The sequence below is a fragment of the Pseudomonas sp. PF05 genome (assembly GCF_056521845.1).
This window is the reverse complement of sequence record NZ_JBWLPW010000001.1, coordinates 714,965-733,230: the sequence shown is the minus strand read 5'-3', so window position 1 is coordinate 733,230 and position 18,266 is coordinate 714,965. Positions and strand designations below refer to the sequence as shown.

The window sequence follows — 18,266 nt, the reverse complement described above, 5'->3', positions numbered from 1 at the left end:
ACATGAACCTCGGGGGATGTCGTCAGTGCATCATCAACGGCGCCTGATCCTTCTCCAAATTGTCTAGCGGTTGTCCGATTTCACGGGCTAAGGCGATGCCTGTCGCGATCCATATCTGCCCCAGTTCGTTGAACGCTTTCAGGTGAGCAGGATCTTTGTTTAGCCAATGAACAAGGCTATCGAGATGTTCGGGATTATCAGGGCAGTCATGGATCTTGATGAACAGCTCCAGTGTTCGATCCCAGATCAGGTCCATGACGTTCTCGCGCTGCTCATCCATGCTCAACCTTCCTCCCTTTGGCCCTATCAGACCGCTCAGTCTCGCTGGTCACTTCGACCTCTAATTCCTGGAGGAGTAGATGTCACATCGCGACAAACAGCTATTTCAGTCAATATAACAACCTTATAAGTCGATACTCAACCGTTAAGGATGTTCATGTCAATGGGTCTTTGCTCAACCATTCGGGTTGAATTGGAGAGCTCATCACTTGGCACATAAACATCCAACCCAAGCCCAAATTGGGCGCATGATCGCGAAGCACCGCACTCAGCGTAATCTGACCCAGGAAGAGGTGGCTGAACGCCTGGGGATCGGCAGCGAAGCCATTTCGCGCCTTGAGCGGGGTGTGGTGGAGCTTTCCGTGGTCAAGCTGATGCAACTGGCGGACATCTTCGACTGCCGGATGGATGAACTGCTGACGGAGTCGAGCAGTCGCCCCAACGACCAGGGCCAGATGATCGCGGGCCTGCTGAGCGGCCTTCAAGAAAGCGACCGTGCCTTTATCCTGACGACCGTCGAACAGTTGGCCGCTCATCTCAGTAGCAAATGACCGCTTCGCCCACTGGCTTGACGTCGTCACACCCGCTCTGCTGTAGTGCCTCAGGATCATCGCTTACGGCGACCCAAGACCGATTCGCTCCGGGTAGCTCGGTCGGACTCCCTGAGTTCGGAGCCTTCTCTTCTGCGGAATTTCATTCCCGCTTTGTGCTCGACCGGATCAATGTGGCGGATGACCACTGTTGCCTCTGTCAGGCAGCAGCGGTCATCCGCTACCGCGATCGCATTCAGTCCCGGAGCCCGCCGGGGAAACACTGGGCACCCTTTGTGCGCGGATGCGTGCCAGCATGTTCCGACCCAGGCCACGACAAGGGTCGGTTGGCGAATCACCGCGGAGTTAAAACAAGTTTTGCGAGGAGCTTGTCGACTACGTAAGTTCGCTAAAGGTGGTTTTTCTCTTCCTCGCCTGGCGCCCCGCCAGGCCCACTCTTCACTTTTTTCCATCCAGTGACTGCCACTGAATTCCGGCCATAAAAAATCGGCTTGCGGCGTCTTGACGCTCCCCTATGACAGGCTTATACAAAGGGCGTGGTTCGCTGTCGTTGACAGCCCAGCCCAGGTAGCTTGAACCTTCAAGGCTACGCCACGCTTGTGGTGGTTTACCCAAGTGCGATCAGCATTCGGAGGCTCGCACGATTACCGCTTCAGCGGTGATGAATGCCCACTCCCCAGGTCCACAGACCACTGCTGCGGATTTCTCCTCGGCTGCACCGCTATTCCCCAGGCGCATCGATCTGATGCTCATCGGCTTGCCGGTGCCGTGTCGTTCATCGCTTGCCTTCACCTTACCCACCCTGACGGGGCTCACTTCCCCCTCAGGGGCTGTGCGTCGCCGTTTTCCCTTGAAAGGAGAATCACCATGGCCCACGCCAACCAATCCCAAGAAGCGACCACTTACTTCAATCTGCACACCGTCGGTATCGGCTACCTCAACCGTGTCCGCGAAGTACAAGTCCGTCGCGGCCAACCGTTCATGGCCTGCGATATCGCGGGTCTGCATGGCGCCACTGATGCAGTCGAGTACACCCGCTTCGACTGCAAGGTCGCTGGCGGCGAAGCTGAACGTTTGATTCGCCTCTATATGGATGCCGTCAATGCCGAGAAAAAGGTCTTGCTGTCATTCCGTATCGGCGACCTGTGGATTGACCCATTTCTCTATGAGAAAGGCGCTAAACAAGGCCAACCGGGCGCCAGCCTGAAAGGTCGTTTGCTCTTCATCGACTGGATCAAGGTCAACGGCGTATTCGAGTACAAAGCGCCTGCCAGGCAGGAGGCAACAGCACCTGCTGAGCAAGCGCCAAACAGTGAGCCTTCTCCAACGTCGGCTGATGCCGAAGCTGAGGATACCGACAACCCAACAGAATCCAGGATTGAACCTGAATCTGCACCCACTCCCCGCACGGCTCGCCGTCTTGCCACACGTACTGTTCAGTCCGCCTGAACGATCCACGACATTTACATCAAGGCGCTCAATCGAGCGCCTTTTCTTCAATCAGCACAGGAGAACCAACATGGAATCCTTCTGGCTTTGCGACGATTGCCTGTTCGCTGCGGCTTACGAGGACTACAGCACGTTATCGCTCTACTACACGACGGAAGAGATCGAGAAACGCATCGCCGGCCTCCATCTTGGGGTGGTTCGATTAATGCCCATCAGTGCCGACTTCGACCCCGAAACTGGCCGTGGAATAAGAACCCTCTCTCAAATGCCCTGCGACGGTTGTGATTCACACCTGCACGGACAACGCCACCGATTCACTCGGCTGTAAACAGCGCGTCAACGGGCAATGCCCGTGACTCTATATCCACCTCGGGGAAACCACTCCCCTCGGGTGTGTACCCCCGGATTGTTCCCTTCGGAGGTACCTCATGAACACCCAGCTCATCCTGATTGAAGCCTCGGATGTCGAGGCAGATCGTATCGCCCAGGAAAACCAGCTGATCGACGAAGCGCTGCACATTTTGGATCGTCGGCTGTTCACCCGCGGCCCCAGCCTGACGTCACCTGACGCCGTGGCTTCATATCTAAAACTGCATGTTGCCCCCCAAGAACATGAGGTTTTCGGTGTGATTTTTCTCGATGCCCGCCATCGCGCTCTGGCATTCGAAATCCTCTTTCACGGAAGCATCGATGGCGCCCGTGTCCACCCGCGCCAAGTCGTCAAGCGCTCCCTAGCACATAACGCGGCAGCTGCCATTGTCGTTCACAACCACCCCTCCGGTTGCACGGAACCCAGCCTGGCGGATCGCGCCTTGACCGCACGGTTGAAAGAGGCGTTGGACTTGATCGAAGTGCGCGTACTGGATCACTTCATCGTAGGCGAAGGTCGTCCTCTCTCCCTTGCCGAGCATGGCTGGCTTTAACCCCCCCAATAGGCGTCTTCGGACGCCTTGTTTATTTCCTTCTGGAGAACCCTTATGAGCCCTTCACCCCAACCCCCAGCTCTGCTGAAAACCTCAAACCCATTTGCTCGCGGCTACGACAACTTGCATATCGAACGACTGCTACAGATCACCTACGCAAATGACTGCCCTCCGTGCTTTCGCCCCGTACACGACGCAGAAGCGCATCTGTCCGATGATGCGTTAGAACTGTTTCCCTGCCTGTTCAATGACGACTTCGCTCTGATCAGCGAGGGCCAATCCATCCCAGATGAATTGATTGAATACTTCCAGTCCACCGGGCTGGTGCGGCAAGTGATCTATGCCGTGACGGGCGAAATGCTCAACGAGCGACATCACGTCGGTGACCTGTACTCCCTGGAAGAAGCCCAAGCCATGGTCCATCGTTTAAGCTTCGACACAGGACACTACAGTCGAGCCTGGGAAATCAGTACCGCACACCTCACTGACGAAGCACTCCGCCACTTGGAAAGCCGGGTTGGCAATGTCGACTCCAGACCAACCGGACTGCTGTTTGAACCCTTTGCCCTGCCAGACTGCAGCGGCATCGGGTGTAAGCTGATCGGCACGCCCTGGACCGACGATAACTTGGTGAAGATCGAGGGCAACCCTTACTCGTCGCTGAGGCAAGAGCAGCTTGACGCCGGTACGCCGGAGGCCTTGGTCAACGTACTGTATCTGGCGGCGTTGGCGGATGTGAGGTTGTTGATTTTCGACCCCGACGCTGCCGTCTTGGATGGGCTTGCGATTTTTGATGAATAGCAACGAGTTCAGCGTTAACACGATCCACCTTGAATCAACTTCCTCACTGAATCGCTCCTTCACCTCATGTCAGGTTCTGCACTGAATCTGACATGAGGTTTTTTCCATGGAGCGTTTTTTCACGCCTGTCTGCCTGCTGGGTTTGTTGAGTGCCTGCACCGCACAAATCCAATACCCATTGCCGACTAATCCAGAGATTGACGGTAGTTCCAATCGGCCCCAGTTACCGAGGAGCCCGGCCGACGAAAGCCATCCGTCAGAACTCCGCTATGGCCGCTATACACTGGTCAGCACCGAGCCCACCACGGAACAACTTGATCTTCTCGCTCAAATCGTTGACGTGAGCATTCCGTCCAACCTGAATCCTTCGGTACAGGAAGCGATGCACTACGTGCTGCAGCGCTCGGGTTATTCGCTCTGCCCTGCCGCCGAACCAGTAAAAATGCTGTTTACCCGGCCTCTGCCCGCCGCCCATTACCGGCTCGGCCCGATCTCACTGCGCAACGCGCTACAAGCGCTGGCTGGCCCCGCATGGCAACTCACGACCGATGAGGTCAGCCGTTCGGTCTGCTTCGAACGGGAGAAAAATGATGCTAGCGCGGTGCGGGTCACGCCAACCTCATCCCATCAGTCGGAGGCACGCCCATGAAAGCCTCGACATTCCAAACTCTCATTGTCGGCTCACTTTGCCTGGCGGTCTGCGGGCTGAGTGGTGGTTTGTATAACCAGTATCAACGCGTGACCGAGCTGAAAAATGCGAACACCCAACGCTTGCAGACTCTGGACGCCCTGCAACGTGACTCAAACACGCTCATGGACGCACAGGAAAAGCTGCAGTACGCACTGAAAGACCTGAAGCAAATGGTCGATACCGGTGAGCAACAGGCCAATACCCTGGATCCGATGTTGGATCAATGGGCGCATGAGATACAGGAGCTACGCGATGGTCTGGCAGCCCGTGCCACCGCAGCCGATATGATCGCGCTACGCGCACGACTTGAGCATGTCGAGCAGCGACTCCTGGACCTCAAGACCCAGTCATCACTCCCATCACGGACGCCCTCCTCAGCCAAGCCGAAAAAAGCCGCTCGCGCCAAGCCTGCCCCGCTCCTGCCGCCATTTTCAGTGTTGAGCGTCGAATACCGCGGTGGCGAGCGCTTCCTGGCCGTGGCTCCTCCTGATAGTCGCTCACTCAAGGATATCCAGTTGCTGCACAACGGCGAGCAGCTCGGCGCATGGCAGCTGAAGGCGCTGGAGCCGAACGCGGCCATCTTCGCGGTGACCGCTCAGCCAGACCAGACCGTGCAACTCCCTTGAGAAACGATCATGAACCGAGCGCTACTGTCCCCCGTCGTCTGTCTCGTTTCATTGCTTAGCATGGGCGCTGCGATGGGCAACCTTGTCACGACACCGTCACGGACCCAGGACACACAGTCCACTCCGCTGGGGCGCTCGCACCCTGAACAGGCGGCAAGCTGGGGTCTCACGGAGCAGGAGTGGACACGCTTCGAACAGATCCAAGCCAGCCCACGTGGTTTCTGGAGCCCGAATATCGATCCGCTGACTGCGCTCGGCGTCGAGGCAGAGACCGACCAAGAGCGCCAGCGCTATGCCGAATTGCAGGTAGCGCTGGAAGCCAAACGCGCCGAGCGCGAGTTGGCTTACCAAAACGCTTACACCGCGGCTTGGGCCAAGCTGTTTCCTGGGCTGTTGCCGATTCAGGGTATGGCCTCCCCGCCCACCGCTACCTCATCGGTAGAGCCGCGCCGAGCTTTGTTTGTCGAGGACCATTGCCCAGCGTGCACCGCCGAAGCGCAACGTTTGCAAAGCAGTGATACGGCGTTTGATATTTACCTGGTGGGCAGCCAAGGCGAGGACGAACGCGTCCGTCGCTGGGCTAGGCAAGCGGACATCGATCCGGCCAAGGTTCAGCGCCGGTAGATTACCCTGAACCATGACCGAGGTCGCTGGTTCAGCCTGGGTGCTGCGGGGCCATTGCCCGCCACATTTCAACAGGTGAACGGACAATGGCAACGCCTGGACTGAGTGGACTTGCGCTCATGCTGACGATGCTCGCAGCCCAGGCTGACGGACTTCCGCCGCCTGCCTATCAACTAGCGGCGCATGACGCCAGCATCCCTTCAACGGTGCTGTTCGCGATTGCGCTGCAGGAGAGTGGTTTCCGCATCCGTGACCAACTGCTGCCCTGGCCCTGGACCCTGAATATCGCAGGAATACCTTACCGATTCACCACCCGAGCGGCCGCCTGTCACGCCTTGCTTCAAGCACTCGCCCGGCATGACGCCAAGCGAGTTGATGTCGGTCTTGGACAAACCAACCTGGGTTACCACGGACAACGTTTCCCCAGCCCTTGCGAAGCCCTCGATCCCTACCGAAATCTCGCCGTGACTGCCGCGCTGTTGCAGGAGCATCACGCCGCTACCGGTGATTGGGTGTCAGCTGCCGGCCGATATCACCGCCCGGCAGGAGGAACGCCGGCCGCGCGTTACCGCGCCGGCTTTTCCCGACAACTCGAACGATTGCAGGTTTCCTTCAAGCAGGGCACACCACCATGAAGCGAATACCCCTTATCTGCTATTTCATCCTGCTCTTGGCTCCTTTCGCCCAGCCGGAACGGACCGTAGCCGGGGATCAGCCTAGCGACTTCAGCCGCCTCCATTTTCAGGTCGCCAGGCCGCCAATAAACAACGAGATCCAGCCTAATCGGACCATGCATGCGGACCTGTCCACTTTTGCCGATGAAGCCTGGATACTACCCGTCCGCAGCTCTCACTTGAGCCCCGGCCAAATCACGTCTCGCGCCCTGAACATGCCGGACTTATGGCCATTTTTCCTGGTGGGTGAGGATCCCCAGTCACTGGCTTGGTTGCGTCAACGCGCGACTGAACTACAGGAAATAGGCGCGGCCGGTCTGGCGGTTGAAGTAACCGATACCGAAGCTTTGGCCCGAATTCGCGCAGCCGCTCCCGGTATCACAATCCTGCCGGTCAACGGCAACGACATCGCCACCCGCCTGAAGATTGAGCACTACCCTGTATTGATCACTGCCACCTCACTGGAACAGTGAGCCCACGTCATGGCCGAGCATGCGATGGAATCCAAGCTCCGGCCCGCAGTGGAGCTGTACACCGTAGCAATTTGCATCGCGGCCGCGGTGTTGTGCGTGTACTCGCCCTGGGCTGTGGCCCTCTCGCCCGAGATCGGCCTGGCTGCGGCGCTGGCCTATACCCTGTTCGGCCTTATCCGCCTGCGACAAGCCTGGGAGGTGCTGCGCTATCGGCGCAATATCCGCCGGCTGCCCCGCTACGAACTGACCAGCAAGCAGATTCCGGTCAGCCGTACGCGTTTGTTTATGGGGCGCGGCTTTCGCTGGACCCGCCTGCACACCCAGCGCTTGGTCGAGGCCCAGGATCCGGCGGTCGCCCACTATGTCGATCAACCGACCCGCTACCGCTTGGCCCGTGAACTCGAACGACGCCTGGAACATGCACCGTTTCCGCTCTCGACATTGGCCCAAGTCACGGCTTGGAACAGTGCCTTCAATCCGTTGCGCCCTTTGCCCCCGGTCGGTGGCTCTTCGCTGTTGCATGGAGTCGAGCCCGACGAAATGGAAGTCAGTCTGCCGCTGGGCGAACGGGTCGGACACACCCTAGTGCTGGGCACGACCCGTGTCGGCAAGACGCGACTCGCCGAGGTGTACATCACTCAGGACATTCACCGCATCGAACATGAGGTGGTCATCGTCTTCGATCCGAAGGGCGATGCCGACCTGCTCAAACGGATGTACGTCGAAGCCAAACGCGCCGGTCGGGAAAAGGAGTTTTATGTTTTCCATCTGGGCTGGCCGGAGATCTCCGCGCGTTACAACGCCGTAGGACGTTTCGGGCGCATTTCAGAAGTGGCGTCGCGCATTGCTGGGCAACTCAGCGGTGAAGGGAACTCTGCGGCGTTCCGTGAGTTCGCCTGGCGCTTCGTCAACATCATTGCCCGGGCACTGATCGAGCTGGGCCGACGTCCGGACTACCTGCAGATCCAACGCCATGTGGTCAACATCGACGCACTGTTCATCGAATACGCCCAGCAGTTTTTCTCCAAGACCGACCCGAAGGCGTGGGAAGTGATTGTCCAGCTTGAAGGCAAGCTCACCGAGAAGAACATCCCCCGACACATGGTGGGACGCGAAAAGCGGGTAGTGGCTATCGAGCAATACCTGGCGGCAAAACGGGTATTTGATCCGGTGCTGGACGGATTGCGATCGGCGGTACGATATGACCGTACTTACTTCGACAAAATCGTTGCCTCGCTACTGCCACTGTTGGAGAAACTCACCACCGGCAAGACCGCCCAACTACTGGCGCCCAACTACACCGATTTAGATGATCCGCGGCCAATCTTCGACTGGGTGCAGATCATCCGAAAACGCGGCATCGTTTATGTCGGTCTGGATGCACTGACCGACGCCGAGGTGGCCGCCGCGGTGGGCAACTCCATGTTCGCCGACTTGGTCTCGGTTGCGGGCCACATCTACAAACATGGCATTAACCACGGCCTGCCCGCATCACGCAGCGGCAGTGACAAGCTCCCGATTAACCTGCATGCCGATGAGTTCAACGAGTTGATGGGTGATGAGTTCATTCCGCTAATCAACAAAGGCGGTGGCGCCGGCATCCAGCTGACGGCCTACACCCAAACCCTCAGTGATATCGAAGCACGCATTGGTAACCGCGCCAAAGCCGGCCAGGTGATTGGTAACTTCAATACCTTGCAGATGCTCCGCGTACGCGAAACCGCCACCGCGGAGCTGCTCACCCAGCAGTTGCCCAAGGTCAACGTGCTAACCAGAACCCTGGTATCGGGTGCAACCGACACCTCCGATCCAGAAGCCAATACCGACTTCACGTCCTCCTCGCAGGACCGCGTCAGTAGCGCCAGCGTGCCGTTGATCGAACCGGCTCACATCGTCAGTTTGCCCAAGGGCCAAATGTTCTCCTTCCACGCCGGTGGCCAGCTCTGGAAAGTCCGCATGCCGTTGCCAAAATCCTCCAACGACGACGCAATGCCCAAGGACCTGCAGGAGCTTACTCAACGGATGCGGGCGGTTTACAACGAGCAGGCGGGGCAATGGTGGAGCGCAAGCGGTGGTGCGCCAACAATTGACTTCGATTTAGACCAGGTGGGGTAATCCTGACTTAGGTTCAAATTCAGCAACCACACCGGAAAGCGCCATGACGGCATTAACTCGGCGGTATGCAATGGAGTGAACGATGGCGACTTCCGCCCAAAACATGCCACCACAACCGATCCAGCGTACCGGACTGATCATCTCGACGATCAGCCTGGTATTGCGCGTCATCGGTTTGCTAATCGCCTCTTTGCTATTCTCGATCCTGATCGAGTTCGCTGGTTTGCTGCTGTTCTGGGGTGATCAGGGCTGGCGGCATAGTCAGGCCATGCTAAACAGTGAGTTAGGCTGGCTCAGCGAGCACTTCAAATGTTCACTGCTCATCCAACAGCCTGGGCCAACGATTATCCAGTGGCTGGATTTAATCAATCAGTGGCTACTGGTCAAAACTGGCTTTGCAGATTTTGCCCAGCAGGCGCGGGTATCGAGCATGGGTAACAGCTTCTGGGGGTGGATCAACCAGCTATACGTGAGCATTGAAGATTTCGTGCTGGCGGCGGTGTATGTGACCTTTACCTTCGTGGTGCGCCTGACCATTCTGGTTCTGGCCACACCCTTGTTTCTGCTGGCCTCTCTCACCGGTTTTATCGATGGCCTGATGCGTCGCGACCTGCGCAAATTTGGTGCTGGACGAGAGAGTAGCTTCGTCTATCACCGCGCTAAACGAGGAGTGATACCGCTATTGCTTGTGCCCTGGATTATCTACCTATCCCTGCCCTTTTCGCTCAATCCTATGGTTGTATTTTTGCCTTGTGCCGTAATGCTTGGCATTACAGTAGCAATCACGGCAACGACATTTAAGAAGTATCTCTGAGGATGGGTGCAGAAGTGGGACCAAGATTCGCACTGAGGATTCAGCATCCTCAGTAGCAAAAAAGGGCCCTTGCAAAGCCCTGATCAAGCCAATCTTACTGAGTACGCCACGACTCTACGACGTCCGCGCCAAACTCGACTTTCCATCCTTTCAACTGGCGATGGTTACCTCCCTTGGTTTGGATCAGCTCACCAGAGTTCGGATTTTTGTAAATTTTTACATCGCGAGCTTTACGAGCTGGCTTTACAGGGGCTGCTATCGGTGCCGAGGAACGACGGCCAGCCTCTGGGTCCAGGATGCTAATGATGTTCTTCAAGCTGAAGCCGTACTCGCCAAGCAATGCCCGCAATTTACTCTCAAACTCCATTTCTTTTTTCAAGCCGGAATCACTTTTCATCGACTCAAGCTCTGCGAGCTGTTCGGCGAGTTGTTGCTCAAGCTTACGAAATTCAGCCAAACGAGACATATGAAAACTTCCTTCAGGTGAGAGTAATGAGAAACGAACATTCCAATGCTAAGCGATGATTCGCTCTTCGTCACCCATATTGCTTATGCATGAGCCGACCCACTCATTGCCTCATGAAAAACACATCTTTTTTGGACTGAGAGCTGTCTGAGCCTTCTTTTGTGCCGAATCGATTGCCGATGTATGTGCGTGTAAACCTATTCGGTTCTCCCCCCAAAAAAGCGATACATCCTACCTCGCGTTTAATGCTGAATAATTCGCCCCCTGACTTGATTCTGCTCCCAGCTCCATGCGGGACAGGATCATGTCGACTACCATCTTTCGCTGCTTACTACTCTCGCTAGCTATCGTTCACGGCAGTAGCTATGCCGACTCGGCTCATGAGCAGGATCAACTCAGCCTTATCCAGCGGCAACTCGACACGCTCGAACATCTTGCAACGCGAGCTGAGGTAGCCAGCACGGCTGAACCCGACGATCGCTATCGCTTCGACTATCCCCGCCTAATTCAAGACATCCAGCGCATCCGCCAAGGTGTTCGGAACTACCTATCCCCGTCCCGTGCTCAGCCCCGCGAGCCCGATGAGCTGGTCGGCGATTACCGCCTCGACACTCCGATTGCGGAGCCCTCGCCATGAGCATGACTGACGCTCAGATCGCAGCATTCCAAAACGCCGCGGGCTTCGCACCGCAGAGCAGTTCGACGCTGTGGCTGTCCATGGTTCTGGTTCCGGCTTTGCTGTGGTGCGCCTGGGTGATGTGGACGGCCTACCGGGGTTGGGCGGCTGGCAGTGTGCGTTTCGGAGCCTTCGGCGGTAGCACCGTCCGCGTTTTGCTCGCCCTACTCGTTCTGATGTTCTTCACCCTGTCCTAATCCAGGAGATCCCCGCCATGCTCAAGTGCTTTGCCCCTCTGAAAAACAACCTGCGTGATCGTGCGACCCAACGCTTGATCGGACTGCTGCTGGTGCTCGGTCCAAGCCTGGCTTTCGCCGAACTCCCCACCATGGAAGCGCCTTCGCGCGGGGAAGGATCCGGGTTGATCGAGACGATCAAAAACTATGCCTACGACGGCGGCATCCTGCTTGGTCTGCTGATCGCTCTGCTCGCGTTTCTCGGCGTGGCCTGGCACTCCCTGACCGTCTATGCCGACGTGCAGAACCAACGCAAGACCTGGAAAGACTTAGGTGCGGTGGTCGGTATCGGCGCCCTGCTGGTGGTGATCATCATCTGGTTCCTGACCAAGGCAGCCGCGATTCTGTGAGATCGACATGAACGACACTATCGAACACCTTGCCGACGGCACCTTGGTCTTTCTGCCCGAGCGACTCAATCGTGATCCCGCCGTGTTGCGCGGTTTAACCAATGATGAGATGTGGGTGGCGCTCGGTGCCGGCGCACTCGTCGGCCTGGTGCTGGGTGTTCCTCTGGCGATTGCCACCACCTCCATTGCCGTGGCACCGACCATCATGATTGGAGGCATGGCGGTGGTGTTATTGGCCGGTGGCACGCTATTGCGCCGGGCCAAACGGGCTCGTCCTGAGACCTGGTTGTACCGCAAGCTCGAATGGATACTCGCCAGCCACTGGCGCGTGGGTCGCGGCAGTCTGATTCTCCACTCCGGCGCCTGGACGGTTCGCCGTTCGCGTCGACTGCGCCATGCCCTGTCTCGGTGGCAGTCATGAGCCGATTTCGAAACAAGGTCGATGCCCAACAGGCCCACATTTTCAGCCTACGTCTGGCGGTAATGGTCCTTGCCCTGCTCTGTGCCGGGCTCTGGTACGGCTGGCGCTCGGCACCGACCGATCTGACTGTGCATGTCCCCCCGGATCTGCGCTCGGGCAGCACTCGCAAGTGGTGGGATATCCCTTCAGAGAATGTATATGCCTTTGCTCTGTACATCTTTGGTCAGCTCAACCGCTGGCCCTCGGATGGCGAAAAAGACTATCGCCGCGCCATCTATGGCTTGCAGTCTTATCTGACACCCTCCTGCAAGACCTTCCTCGACGGTGACTACGAATACCGCAAGGCCGCCGGCGAACTCCGCCAGCGGGTGCGTGGCGTCTACGAAATTTTGGGCCGAGGCTATAGCGAAGATCCGGAACTCAGGGTCAAGCAACTCGACCGCGACAGCTGGCTGGTCAAACTCGACCTCAACGCCGATGAGTATTACGCCGCCGAACCGGTGAAACGGGTGGTGGTGCGTTATCCATTGCGTGTGGTGCGTTTTGATCTGGACCCCGAACGCAATAAGTGGGGGCTGGCACTGGATTGTTATCAGGGCACTCCGCAAAAGCTCTCCCTGCCTGGAGGTGAGCCATGAAGCGGATGTCTACACTGGGACTCACCGTCGCACTGATGCTATGGGGAGCGGCAACGCAGGCCGTCGAACTGATGCACTGGGAACGCCTCCCCCTCGCGGTCCCACTGGTGATCAATCAGGAGCGGGTGATCTTTTTCGATGAGGCTGTTCGCGTCGGTGTGCCCTCAACCCTGACGGGCAAGCTACGCGTGCAATCAGCCGGTGGCACGCTGTACCTGCGGGCGTCGGAAGCCATTGCACCGACCCGACTGCAACTGCAATCAGTCGCGACGGGCGAGATCATCCTGCTGGACATCGCGGCCACACCTGGCGATCAACCGTTGGAGCCCGTGCGTATTCTCAAGAATGCTCAGGGGCAAGCTAACGAGGCTGAATCTAGCACCGCCCCTGTTCAAGAACGCACGCCGATCCCGGTCGCGTTGACGCGCTACGCCGCACAGAGCCTGTACGCGCCGTTGCGCACCGTGGAGTCCCTGCCCGGTGTACGCCGCGTCCCGCTCAAGCTGCGCACCGAACTGCCAAACCTGCTGCCGACCGAAAACGTGTCCGGCACACCCATCGCCGCCTGGCGACTCGGGGAGTACTGGGTGACGGCGGTGAAGTTGCGCAACCGTGGTTCAGTGAAGGTGCAACTCGATCCGCGCCAGCTTCAGGCCAAGTTGTTCGCCGCGACCTTCCAACATGATTTCCTTGGGCCTATCGGCAGCCCTGAAGACACCACGGTTGTCTACCTTGTCACCCACGGTGCCGGCCTCGAACGCGCCGTGCTGCCTCCGCCCATCGCGCGAGGTGCTGACGATGAAAGCTAACGCCTTGCTCAAATGGCTGGTACCGGCTGTGCTGCTCGGCGTGGTGTTCATCATCCTGAAATCTTGGGTCGCGGGTGGTACCACGCCTTCGCCAGAAAGTCCGACGGCTCAGGACAACCTCCAATTATCCGCCGAGCAGGCCAAGTCGCTCGGTATTGCGGGTGATACCCCACGCGACACGGTTGCCACCTTGGTCGGTCAGGTGAAGGCCATGCGCAGCGACATGCTCGGCCTGAAAAAACACAACGATTCGCTGCAGGCGGAGAACAACCGCCTTCGCGAGCGGGAAAGCAGCGTCGATTCGCGTATCCAGACGGCGCTTGGCAGCGTGACCCAGCAGGTCGACGAAGGCCGTCGCCAAGCCAACGAGGCCCGGCTCAAAGCGGAACAAGACAGTCGCCAGGCCCGTGGTTTGCTGACGCAATTGCAGGAACAGCTGTCGGGGCTGACCGGCAAAGGCAAGGAAATGCCGATCGGATTGGGGCTTGAGCCGGGCGACGGTGCTCAGTTCGAAAGGCAGCATTCTGCTAATGATGTACTGCAGTGGATTGAGCCCTCGGATGCTCTGCCCACCGATGCCCAGGACAAAACCAAAACCGCGTCCGCCCTGAGTCTGCCTGCTGCCTTCAACTCACTGGAGGATTTGAAGGACAATGCCATCGACCGCAGCCAGAAGCAGTTACGCGAGGTCACCAAGGGTGAACGTGACCTGACACGCTCAGCTGATCGTACCGAAGGCGCGAAGCCGGTCTACACCATCCCCGAAAACGCAACATTGATGGGTTCGGTCGCCATGACCGCGCTGATCGGCCGAGTCCCCGTCGACGGCACCGTGAATGATCCCTACCCCTTCAAGGTGCTGGTTGGGCCCGAGAATCTGACGGCCAACGGCATCGATCTGCCGGACGTTGCGGGTGCCGTAATGAGCGGCACGGCGTCCGGTGACTGGACCCTGTCGTGCGTACGCGGACAGGTCGAGTCAATCACCTTTGTGTTTACCGACGGCACCATCCGCACGGTGCCTCAGCCGAAGGCGGTAGCCAGCCGCAACGCCTCCACCGCCCAGAGCTCGAACACCGACAAGATTCGTGGCGGACTCGGTTACCTGTCCGATCCGTTTGGCGTTCCTTGCATTGCCGGTGAGCGCCGCTCAAACGCTCAACAGTACCTCGGCAGCCAGAGCTTGATCACTGCCGCCGGCGCCGGTGTCGCCGCCTTGCTTGGGGATGAGCAGAACAACAGCAGCGTGATCAGTTCGGGCGGCAGTACGCTCGGGGTCACTAGCAGCAGTGGCAATAGCGCGCTGAATTCAATTCTCAGCGGTGGGGTCAGCGACATCCGGGAGTGGATCAACAAACTCTATGGCGAGACCTTCGCTGCCGTGTACGTGCCACCGGCCGCCCAAGTCGCGCTGCACCTCGACCATGAGATCACCATCGACTACGAGCCCAAGGGCCGGAGTGTTCGCCATGAAAAAGATCATGCCTCCCTACCTAATCTGGATTAGCGTGTTCTGCTGGGGCCTGGCAGGGTGTTCCACCGACAAGGACACGCTTCTGCCCCATGGCGAGCAAACCATGCTGGACATCTGGAACGGCGCCGGGTCGCAAGGCACTCAGCAGCAACTGCTGGATGCTCGGCAGCAGTTACGCCGCCCGCTGACCCAGGCAGATTTCTCCGTTGCTCTCCAGGAGCCGTACACGCGCACAGCGGCGAACGAGATCCGCAACCTGTTCCCTCGCTTGCCTAATCCCGATCTGGTGCTGTACGTGTATCCGCATTTGAGTGGTACCGAGCAGGCACCGGTCCCGGGTTACTCGACCGTATTTCCGTTCTACCAACGCGTGCAGTACGCATTGCCGGGTGAACGTCAGGAAGACTTTTAGTGCGTACCGGCGATTCGGGCAACCGCACTTCTGCGTGGAAAGCCTGGCGCCACCCATTGCGCCCCCGCGCCACCTTGGCCGATGACGCGGCACTGTATGCGCACAACCCCAGCTTCACCGATCATCTGCCTTGGGTCGAATATCTCGACGCCGAACAGTGTTTTCTGCTCGATGACAATTGCTCGGTGGGCGCGGTGTTCGAGTTGCTGCCCATCGGCACCGAAGGGCGCGAACCCGATTGGTTGATGGCCGCTCGCGATGCCCTCGAGGATGCCCTGCAGGATAGCTTTGACGAGCTGGACCAAGCGCCGTGGGTGGCGCAGTTTTTCTGCCAGGACGATAACGACTTCACCCCCTACCTGACGCGGCTCACCGATTATATTCAAGACAGCGCGCGAGGCACGGTCTTCACCGAGGCGTATTTGGAGCTCAGCCGCCGTCATCTGAAGGCCATCGCCAAACCCGGTGGTCTGTTTGAGGATCAGGTGGTGACGCGCCTGCCCTGGCGTGGCAATAACCGTCGGGTACGTTTGGTGGTCTATCGCTGGCTTGAGTCTGACGCTGAAGAAACAGGACTCACCCCGGTGCAATCCCTGCAACAGGCTTGCGAACGTATCGTGGCTTCGTTGCAGGCATGCGGGGTGCAATCGGCGCGAGTCGATGGCCACGGTCTGTATGCTTGGTTGTTGCCCTGGTTCAATCCGGCGCCCAGGCTCACGGATGTAGCGCCCGAGGATTTCTACCAATGCGTGGCCTATCCGGAGTCAAGTGATGGCGAGTCGCTGGAGTTACCCTTCGATCACGACTTCGCCGAGCGGCTGTTTTTCAACGAACCGCGTTCGGATGTGCAACAGGGACTTTGGTACTTCGATGGACAACCCCATCGGGTCATGGTGGTGGACAAACTGCGACGCGCACCGTCGATTGGTCAACTCACCGGAGAAACCCGTAAGGGTGATGCAGTCAATGCCCTGTTCGACCAGTTACCTGAAAGCACGGTGATGAGCCTGACCCTGGTGGTGAAGCCGCAGGATGTGCTCGAGGATCAGTTGAACCGTCTGGCGCGCAAAGCCATCGGTGAAAACCTGGCCTCGACCCAGACCCGCCAAGATGTCGAGGAGGCTCGTGCGATCATCGGCCGCCAGCACAAGCTGTACCGGGGCACCCTGGCGTTCTACGTACGCGGTCACGATGAACATCAATTGCACCAACGCTCGGTCAGCCTGGTCAACGCGCTGTTGGGAGCGGGGCTGCAACCGGTACGCGAAGGCGATGAAGTCGCCGCCTGCAATAGCTATCTGCGTTGGCTGCCGATGGCTTACAACCCGGCCCGCGACACACGCAACTGGTACACCCGCCTGATGTTCGCCCAGCATCTGGCAAACCTGGTTCCGGTGTGGGGCCGTAGCACTGGCACCGGCCACCCGGGCATTACTCTGTTCAATCGTGGTGGCTCGCCGTTGATCTTTGATCCGTTGTCTCGACTAGACCGGGCTATGAACGGCCATCTGCTGCTGTTCGGTCCGACCGGCGCCGGTAAGTCGGCCACCCTGGTCACCCTGCTGATGCAGGTCATGGCGGTGTACCGCCCTCGCCTGTTCATCGTTGAGGCCGGTAACTCATTCGGTTTACAGGGCGACTACTTCGCAACGCAAGGCCTGTCGGTCAACAAGGTCCAATTGAAACCTGGTACCGCGGTCAGCCTCGCCCCGTTCGCCGATGCCTGGCGCCTGGTCGAGCAGCCGGATCAGGTGGCGAGTCTATCGATCGATGAGTGGGACGATGAGGTGGTAACCAGTCGCGAAGACCAGCGTGATGTTCTCGGCGAACTGGAAATCACCGCCCGCCTGATGATCACCGGCGGCGAAGCCAAGGAAGAAGCGCGCCTGAGTCGAGCCGATCGCAGCTTGATCCGCGAGTGCATCCTCGATGCGGCACAGACCTGTGTCGCAGCGGAGCGCCAGGTACTGACCCGCGACGTGCGCGACGCGTTGCTGCGCGTCGCCGCCGACCCGCACTTGCCAGAGAAACGTCGCGAGCGTGCCCAGGAAATGGGCGAGTCCATGGACCTGTTTTGCCAGGGTTTCGAGGGTGAACTGTTCGATCGTGAAGGCACGCCTTGGCCCGAGAGCGATGTGACCATTGTCGATCTGGCCACCTACGCTCGCGAAGGCTACGAGGCACAGATGTCCATCAGCTACATCAGCCTGATGAACACCGTGAATAACCTTGCCGAACGAGACCAGTACCTGGGCCGACCGATCATCATGGTCACCGACGAGGGCCATATCATCACCAAGAACCCGCTGCTGGCACCCTTCGTGGTCAAGGGCACGAAGATGTGGCGCAAGCTCGGCGCGTGGTTCTGGCTGGCGACGCAAAACCTTGCCGACTTCCCCACCGCCGCGCAGACCATGCTCAACATGATCGAATGGTGGATTTGCTTGAACATGCCGCCCGCGGAAATCGAAGAAATCGCACGGTTCAAGAAACTCACGCCGGCACAGAAAGCCTTGCTGCTCTCCGCCAGCAAGGAGCCGGGTAAGTACACCGAAGGAGTGGTGTTGTCGAAGAAGCTGGAAACGCTGTTTCGGGCCGTGCCGCCCAGTCTTTATCTCGCCCTGGCCATGACGGAGCCCGAGGAAAAAGCCGAACGCTGGACACTGATGCAGAGCACCGGCTGCTCGGAACTGGAGGCGGCTTACCGGGTAGCTGAACGGATCGATAGGATGCGAGGAATTAAGTGAAACGGAGCTGATCCTAG

The 18,266-nt window shown here is 58.6% G+C and carries 22 protein-coding genes and 1 pseudogene; 21 read left to right on the top strand and 2 right to left on the bottom strand.

The genetic code is table 11. The features are described 5' to 3' along the window. Positions 1-22 precede the first annotated feature (22 nt). Complete coding sequence (locus tag AC09SL_RS03250) at positions 23-280, bottom strand: hypothetical protein (protein WP_058545095.1); 258 nt, start codon at positions 278-280, stop codon at positions 23-25. A 208-nt stretch (positions 281-488) separates the two neighbouring features. Here AC09SL_RS03250 and AC09SL_RS03245 point away from each other — a divergent pair, with 208 nt between their 5' ends. The 12 genes and pseudogenes from AC09SL_RS03245 (at position 489) to AC09SL_RS03190 (ending at position 10,020) form a co-directional block, all read left to right on the top strand. After that, positions 489-830: a helix-turn-helix domain-containing protein gene (locus AC09SL_RS03245; protein WP_027912505.1), complete on the top strand. Its 342-nt coding sequence runs from the start codon at positions 489-491 to the stop codon at positions 828-830. 867 nt (positions 831-1,697) lie between these two features. Continuing rightward, positions 1,698-2,279 carry an STY4534 family ICE replication protein gene (locus tag AC09SL_RS03240; RefSeq protein ID WP_058545094.1) on the top strand — a complete coding sequence of 194 codons (582 nt, stop codon included), beginning with the start codon at positions 1,698-1,700 and terminating at the stop codon, positions 2,277-2,279. A 70-nt stretch (positions 2,280-2,349) separates the two neighbouring features. After that, positions 2,350-2,607, top strand: coding sequence for a hypothetical protein (locus tag AC09SL_RS03235; RefSeq protein WP_058545093.1), 258 nt, complete (start codon positions 2,350-2,352; stop codon positions 2,605-2,607). Positions 2,608-2,707: 100 nt separating this feature from the next. Continuing rightward, positions 2,708-3,202 carry a RadC family protein gene (radC, locus tag AC09SL_RS03230; protein WP_058545092.1) on the top strand — a complete coding sequence of 165 codons (495 nt, stop codon included), beginning with the start codon at positions 2,708-2,710 and terminating at the stop codon, positions 3,200-3,202. A gap of 54 nt (positions 3,203-3,256) precedes the next feature. Further along, a complete protein-coding gene (locus tag AC09SL_RS03225) occupies positions 3,257-4,003 on the top strand; it encodes a DUF5983 family protein (protein WP_058545091.1) in 747 nt (248 codons plus the stop codon). Positions 4,004-4,109: 106 nt separating this feature from the next. Continuing rightward, positions 4,110-4,652, top strand: coding sequence for a PFGI-1 class ICE element type IV pilus protein PilL2 (gene pilL2, locus AC09SL_RS03220; protein ID WP_058545090.1), 543 nt, complete (start codon positions 4,110-4,112; stop codon positions 4,650-4,652). Beyond that, positions 4,649-5,320: a chemotaxis protein gene (locus tag AC09SL_RS03215; protein ID WP_058545089.1), complete on the top strand. Its 672-nt coding sequence runs from the start codon at positions 4,649-4,651 to the stop codon at positions 5,318-5,320. Before pilL2 ends, AC09SL_RS03215 begins: the two co-directional genes overlap by 4 nt. Before the next feature lie 9 nt (positions 5,321-5,329). Beyond that, positions 5,330-6,049 (top strand): annotated as a pseudogene (locus tag AC09SL_RS03210) (TIGR03759 family integrating conjugative element protein). Then, positions 6,031-6,579 (top strand): lysozyme family protein, encoded by a 549-nt coding sequence (locus AC09SL_RS03205; RefSeq protein WP_081264383.1) that lies wholly within the window; start codon positions 6,031-6,033, stop codon positions 6,577-6,579. The pseudogene AC09SL_RS03210 and the gene AC09SL_RS03205 overlap by 19 nt, the downstream one beginning before the upstream one ends. After that, positions 6,576-7,091 (top strand): integrating conjugative element protein, encoded by a 516-nt coding sequence (locus AC09SL_RS03200; protein WP_058545087.1) that lies wholly within the window; start codon positions 6,576-6,578, stop codon positions 7,089-7,091. The genes AC09SL_RS03205 and AC09SL_RS03200 overlap by 4 nt, the downstream gene beginning before the upstream one ends. Before the next feature lie 9 nt (positions 7,092-7,100). Further along, positions 7,101-9,206, top strand: a complete 2,106-nt coding sequence (gene traD / locus AC09SL_RS03195; RefSeq protein WP_058545086.1) for a type IV conjugative transfer system coupling protein TraD — start codon at positions 7,101-7,103, stop codon at positions 9,204-9,206. Positions 9,207-9,288: 82 nt separating this feature from the next. Next, on the top strand, positions 9,289-10,020 hold the full coding sequence (locus AC09SL_RS03190) for a TIGR03747 family integrating conjugative element membrane protein (protein ID WP_027912516.1): 732 nt from the start codon (positions 9,289-9,291) through the stop codon (positions 10,018-10,020). A 94-nt stretch (positions 10,021-10,114) separates the two neighbouring features. On the opposite strand, the gene AC09SL_RS03185 is transcribed toward AC09SL_RS03190, so the two are convergent. After that, positions 10,115-10,486 (bottom strand): histone-like nucleoid-structuring protein, MvaT/MvaU family, encoded by a 372-nt coding sequence (locus AC09SL_RS03185; protein ID WP_058545085.1) that lies wholly within the window; start codon positions 10,484-10,486, stop codon positions 10,115-10,117. A 304-nt stretch (positions 10,487-10,790) separates the two neighbouring features. Between AC09SL_RS03185 and AC09SL_RS03180 the strand changes: the two genes are divergently transcribed. From AC09SL_RS03180 to AC09SL_RS03140, 9 genes are read left to right on the top strand one after another with little or no spacing between them, the layout of a single operon-like run. Further along, positions 10,791-11,123, top strand: coding sequence for an integrative conjugative element protein, RAQPRD family (locus AC09SL_RS03180; protein ID WP_058545223.1), 333 nt, complete (start codon positions 10,791-10,793; stop codon positions 11,121-11,123). After that, positions 11,120-11,359: a TIGR03758 family integrating conjugative element protein gene (locus AC09SL_RS03175; protein ID WP_058545084.1), complete on the top strand. Its 240-nt coding sequence runs from the start codon at positions 11,120-11,122 to the stop codon at positions 11,357-11,359. Before AC09SL_RS03180 ends, AC09SL_RS03175 begins: the two co-directional genes overlap by 4 nt. A 17-nt stretch (positions 11,360-11,376) precedes the next feature. Then, on the top strand, positions 11,377-11,748 hold the full coding sequence (locus AC09SL_RS03170; RefSeq protein WP_046062015.1) for a TIGR03745 family integrating conjugative element membrane protein: 372 nt from the start codon (positions 11,377-11,379) through the stop codon (positions 11,746-11,748). A 7-nt stretch (positions 11,749-11,755) separates the two neighbouring features. Continuing rightward, positions 11,756-12,169 carry a TIGR03750 family conjugal transfer protein gene (locus tag AC09SL_RS03165; RefSeq protein WP_058545083.1) on the top strand — a complete coding sequence of 138 codons (414 nt, stop codon included), beginning with the start codon at positions 11,756-11,758 and terminating at the stop codon, positions 12,167-12,169. Next, entirely contained in the window at positions 12,166-12,807 is a 642-nt protein-coding gene (locus tag AC09SL_RS03160) for a PFL_4703 family integrating conjugative element protein (RefSeq protein ID WP_058545082.1), read from the top strand. The genes AC09SL_RS03165 and AC09SL_RS03160 overlap by 4 nt, the downstream gene beginning before the upstream one ends. Continuing rightward, positions 12,804-13,616, top strand: coding sequence for a TIGR03749 family integrating conjugative element protein (locus AC09SL_RS03155; protein ID WP_058545081.1), 813 nt, complete (start codon positions 12,804-12,806; stop codon positions 13,614-13,616). Before AC09SL_RS03160 ends, AC09SL_RS03155 begins: the two co-directional genes overlap by 4 nt. After that, positions 13,606-15,123, top strand: coding sequence for a TIGR03752 family integrating conjugative element protein (locus AC09SL_RS03150; RefSeq protein ID WP_058545080.1), 1,518 nt, complete (start codon positions 13,606-13,608; stop codon positions 15,121-15,123). Before AC09SL_RS03155 ends, AC09SL_RS03150 begins: the two co-directional genes overlap by 11 nt. Beyond that, positions 15,086-15,502: a TIGR03751 family conjugal transfer lipoprotein gene (locus tag AC09SL_RS03145; protein WP_058545079.1), complete on the top strand. Its 417-nt coding sequence runs from the start codon at positions 15,086-15,088 to the stop codon at positions 15,500-15,502. The genes AC09SL_RS03150 and AC09SL_RS03145 overlap by 38 nt, the downstream gene beginning before the upstream one ends. Further along, complete coding sequence (locus AC09SL_RS03140; protein ID WP_058545078.1) at positions 15,502-18,249, top strand: conjugative transfer ATPase; 2,748 nt, start codon at positions 15,502-15,504, stop codon at positions 18,247-18,249. Before AC09SL_RS03145 ends, AC09SL_RS03140 begins: the two co-directional genes overlap by 1 nt. Positions 18,250-18,266: the final 17 nt, after the last annotated feature.

Excerpts from the sequence above, each read along its gene's own strand:
- AC09SL_RS03250 (WP_058545095.1), bottom strand. The coding sequence starts at position 280 with ATGGATGAGCAGCGCGAGAACGTCATGGACCTGATCTGGGATCGAACA.
- AC09SL_RS03240 (WP_058545094.1), top strand. The coding sequence starts at position 1,698 with ATGGCCCACGCCAACCAATCCCAAGAAGCGACCACTTACTTCAATCTG.
- AC09SL_RS03235 (WP_058545093.1), top strand. The coding sequence starts at position 2,350 with ATGGAATCCTTCTGGCTTTGCGACGATTGCCTGTTCGCTGCGGCTTAC.
- radC (WP_058545092.1), top strand. The coding sequence starts at position 2,708 with ATGAACACCCAGCTCATCCTGATTGAAGCCTCGGATGTCGAGGCAGAT.
- AC09SL_RS03225 (WP_058545091.1), top strand. The coding sequence starts at position 3,257 with ATGAGCCCTTCACCCCAACCCCCAGCTCTGCTGAAAACCTCAAACCCA.
- pilL2 (WP_058545090.1), top strand. The coding sequence starts at position 4,110 with ATGGAGCGTTTTTTCACGCCTGTCTGCCTGCTGGGTTTGTTGAGTGCC.
- AC09SL_RS03215 (WP_058545089.1), top strand. The coding sequence starts at position 4,649 with ATGAAAGCCTCGACATTCCAAACTCTCATTGTCGGCTCACTTTGCCTG.
- AC09SL_RS03205 (WP_081264383.1), top strand. The coding sequence starts at position 6,031 with ATGGCAACGCCTGGACTGAGTGGACTTGCGCTCATGCTGACGATGCTC.
- AC09SL_RS03200 (WP_058545087.1), top strand. The coding sequence starts at position 6,576 with ATGAAGCGAATACCCCTTATCTGCTATTTCATCCTGCTCTTGGCTCCT.
- traD (WP_058545086.1), top strand. The coding sequence starts at position 7,101 with ATGGCCGAGCATGCGATGGAATCCAAGCTCCGGCCCGCAGTGGAGCTG.
- AC09SL_RS03190 (WP_027912516.1), top strand. The coding sequence starts at position 9,289 with ATGGCGACTTCCGCCCAAAACATGCCACCACAACCGATCCAGCGTACC.
- AC09SL_RS03185 (WP_058545085.1), bottom strand. The coding sequence starts at position 10,486 with ATGTCTCGTTTGGCTGAATTTCGTAAGCTTGAGCAACAACTCGCCGAA.
- AC09SL_RS03180 (WP_058545223.1), top strand. The coding sequence starts at position 10,791 with ATGTCGACTACCATCTTTCGCTGCTTACTACTCTCGCTAGCTATCGTT.
- AC09SL_RS03175 (WP_058545084.1), top strand. The coding sequence starts at position 11,120 with ATGAGCATGACTGACGCTCAGATCGCAGCATTCCAAAACGCCGCGGGC.
- AC09SL_RS03170 (WP_046062015.1), top strand. The coding sequence starts at position 11,377 with ATGCTCAAGTGCTTTGCCCCTCTGAAAAACAACCTGCGTGATCGTGCG.
- AC09SL_RS03165 (WP_058545083.1), top strand. The coding sequence starts at position 11,756 with ATGAACGACACTATCGAACACCTTGCCGACGGCACCTTGGTCTTTCTG.
- AC09SL_RS03160 (WP_058545082.1), top strand. The coding sequence starts at position 12,166 with ATGAGCCGATTTCGAAACAAGGTCGATGCCCAACAGGCCCACATTTTC.
- AC09SL_RS03155 (WP_058545081.1), top strand. The coding sequence starts at position 12,804 with ATGAAGCGGATGTCTACACTGGGACTCACCGTCGCACTGATGCTATGG.
- AC09SL_RS03150 (WP_058545080.1), top strand. The coding sequence starts at position 13,606 with ATGAAAGCTAACGCCTTGCTCAAATGGCTGGTACCGGCTGTGCTGCTC.
- AC09SL_RS03145 (WP_058545079.1), top strand. The coding sequence starts at position 15,086 with ATGAAAAAGATCATGCCTCCCTACCTAATCTGGATTAGCGTGTTCTGC.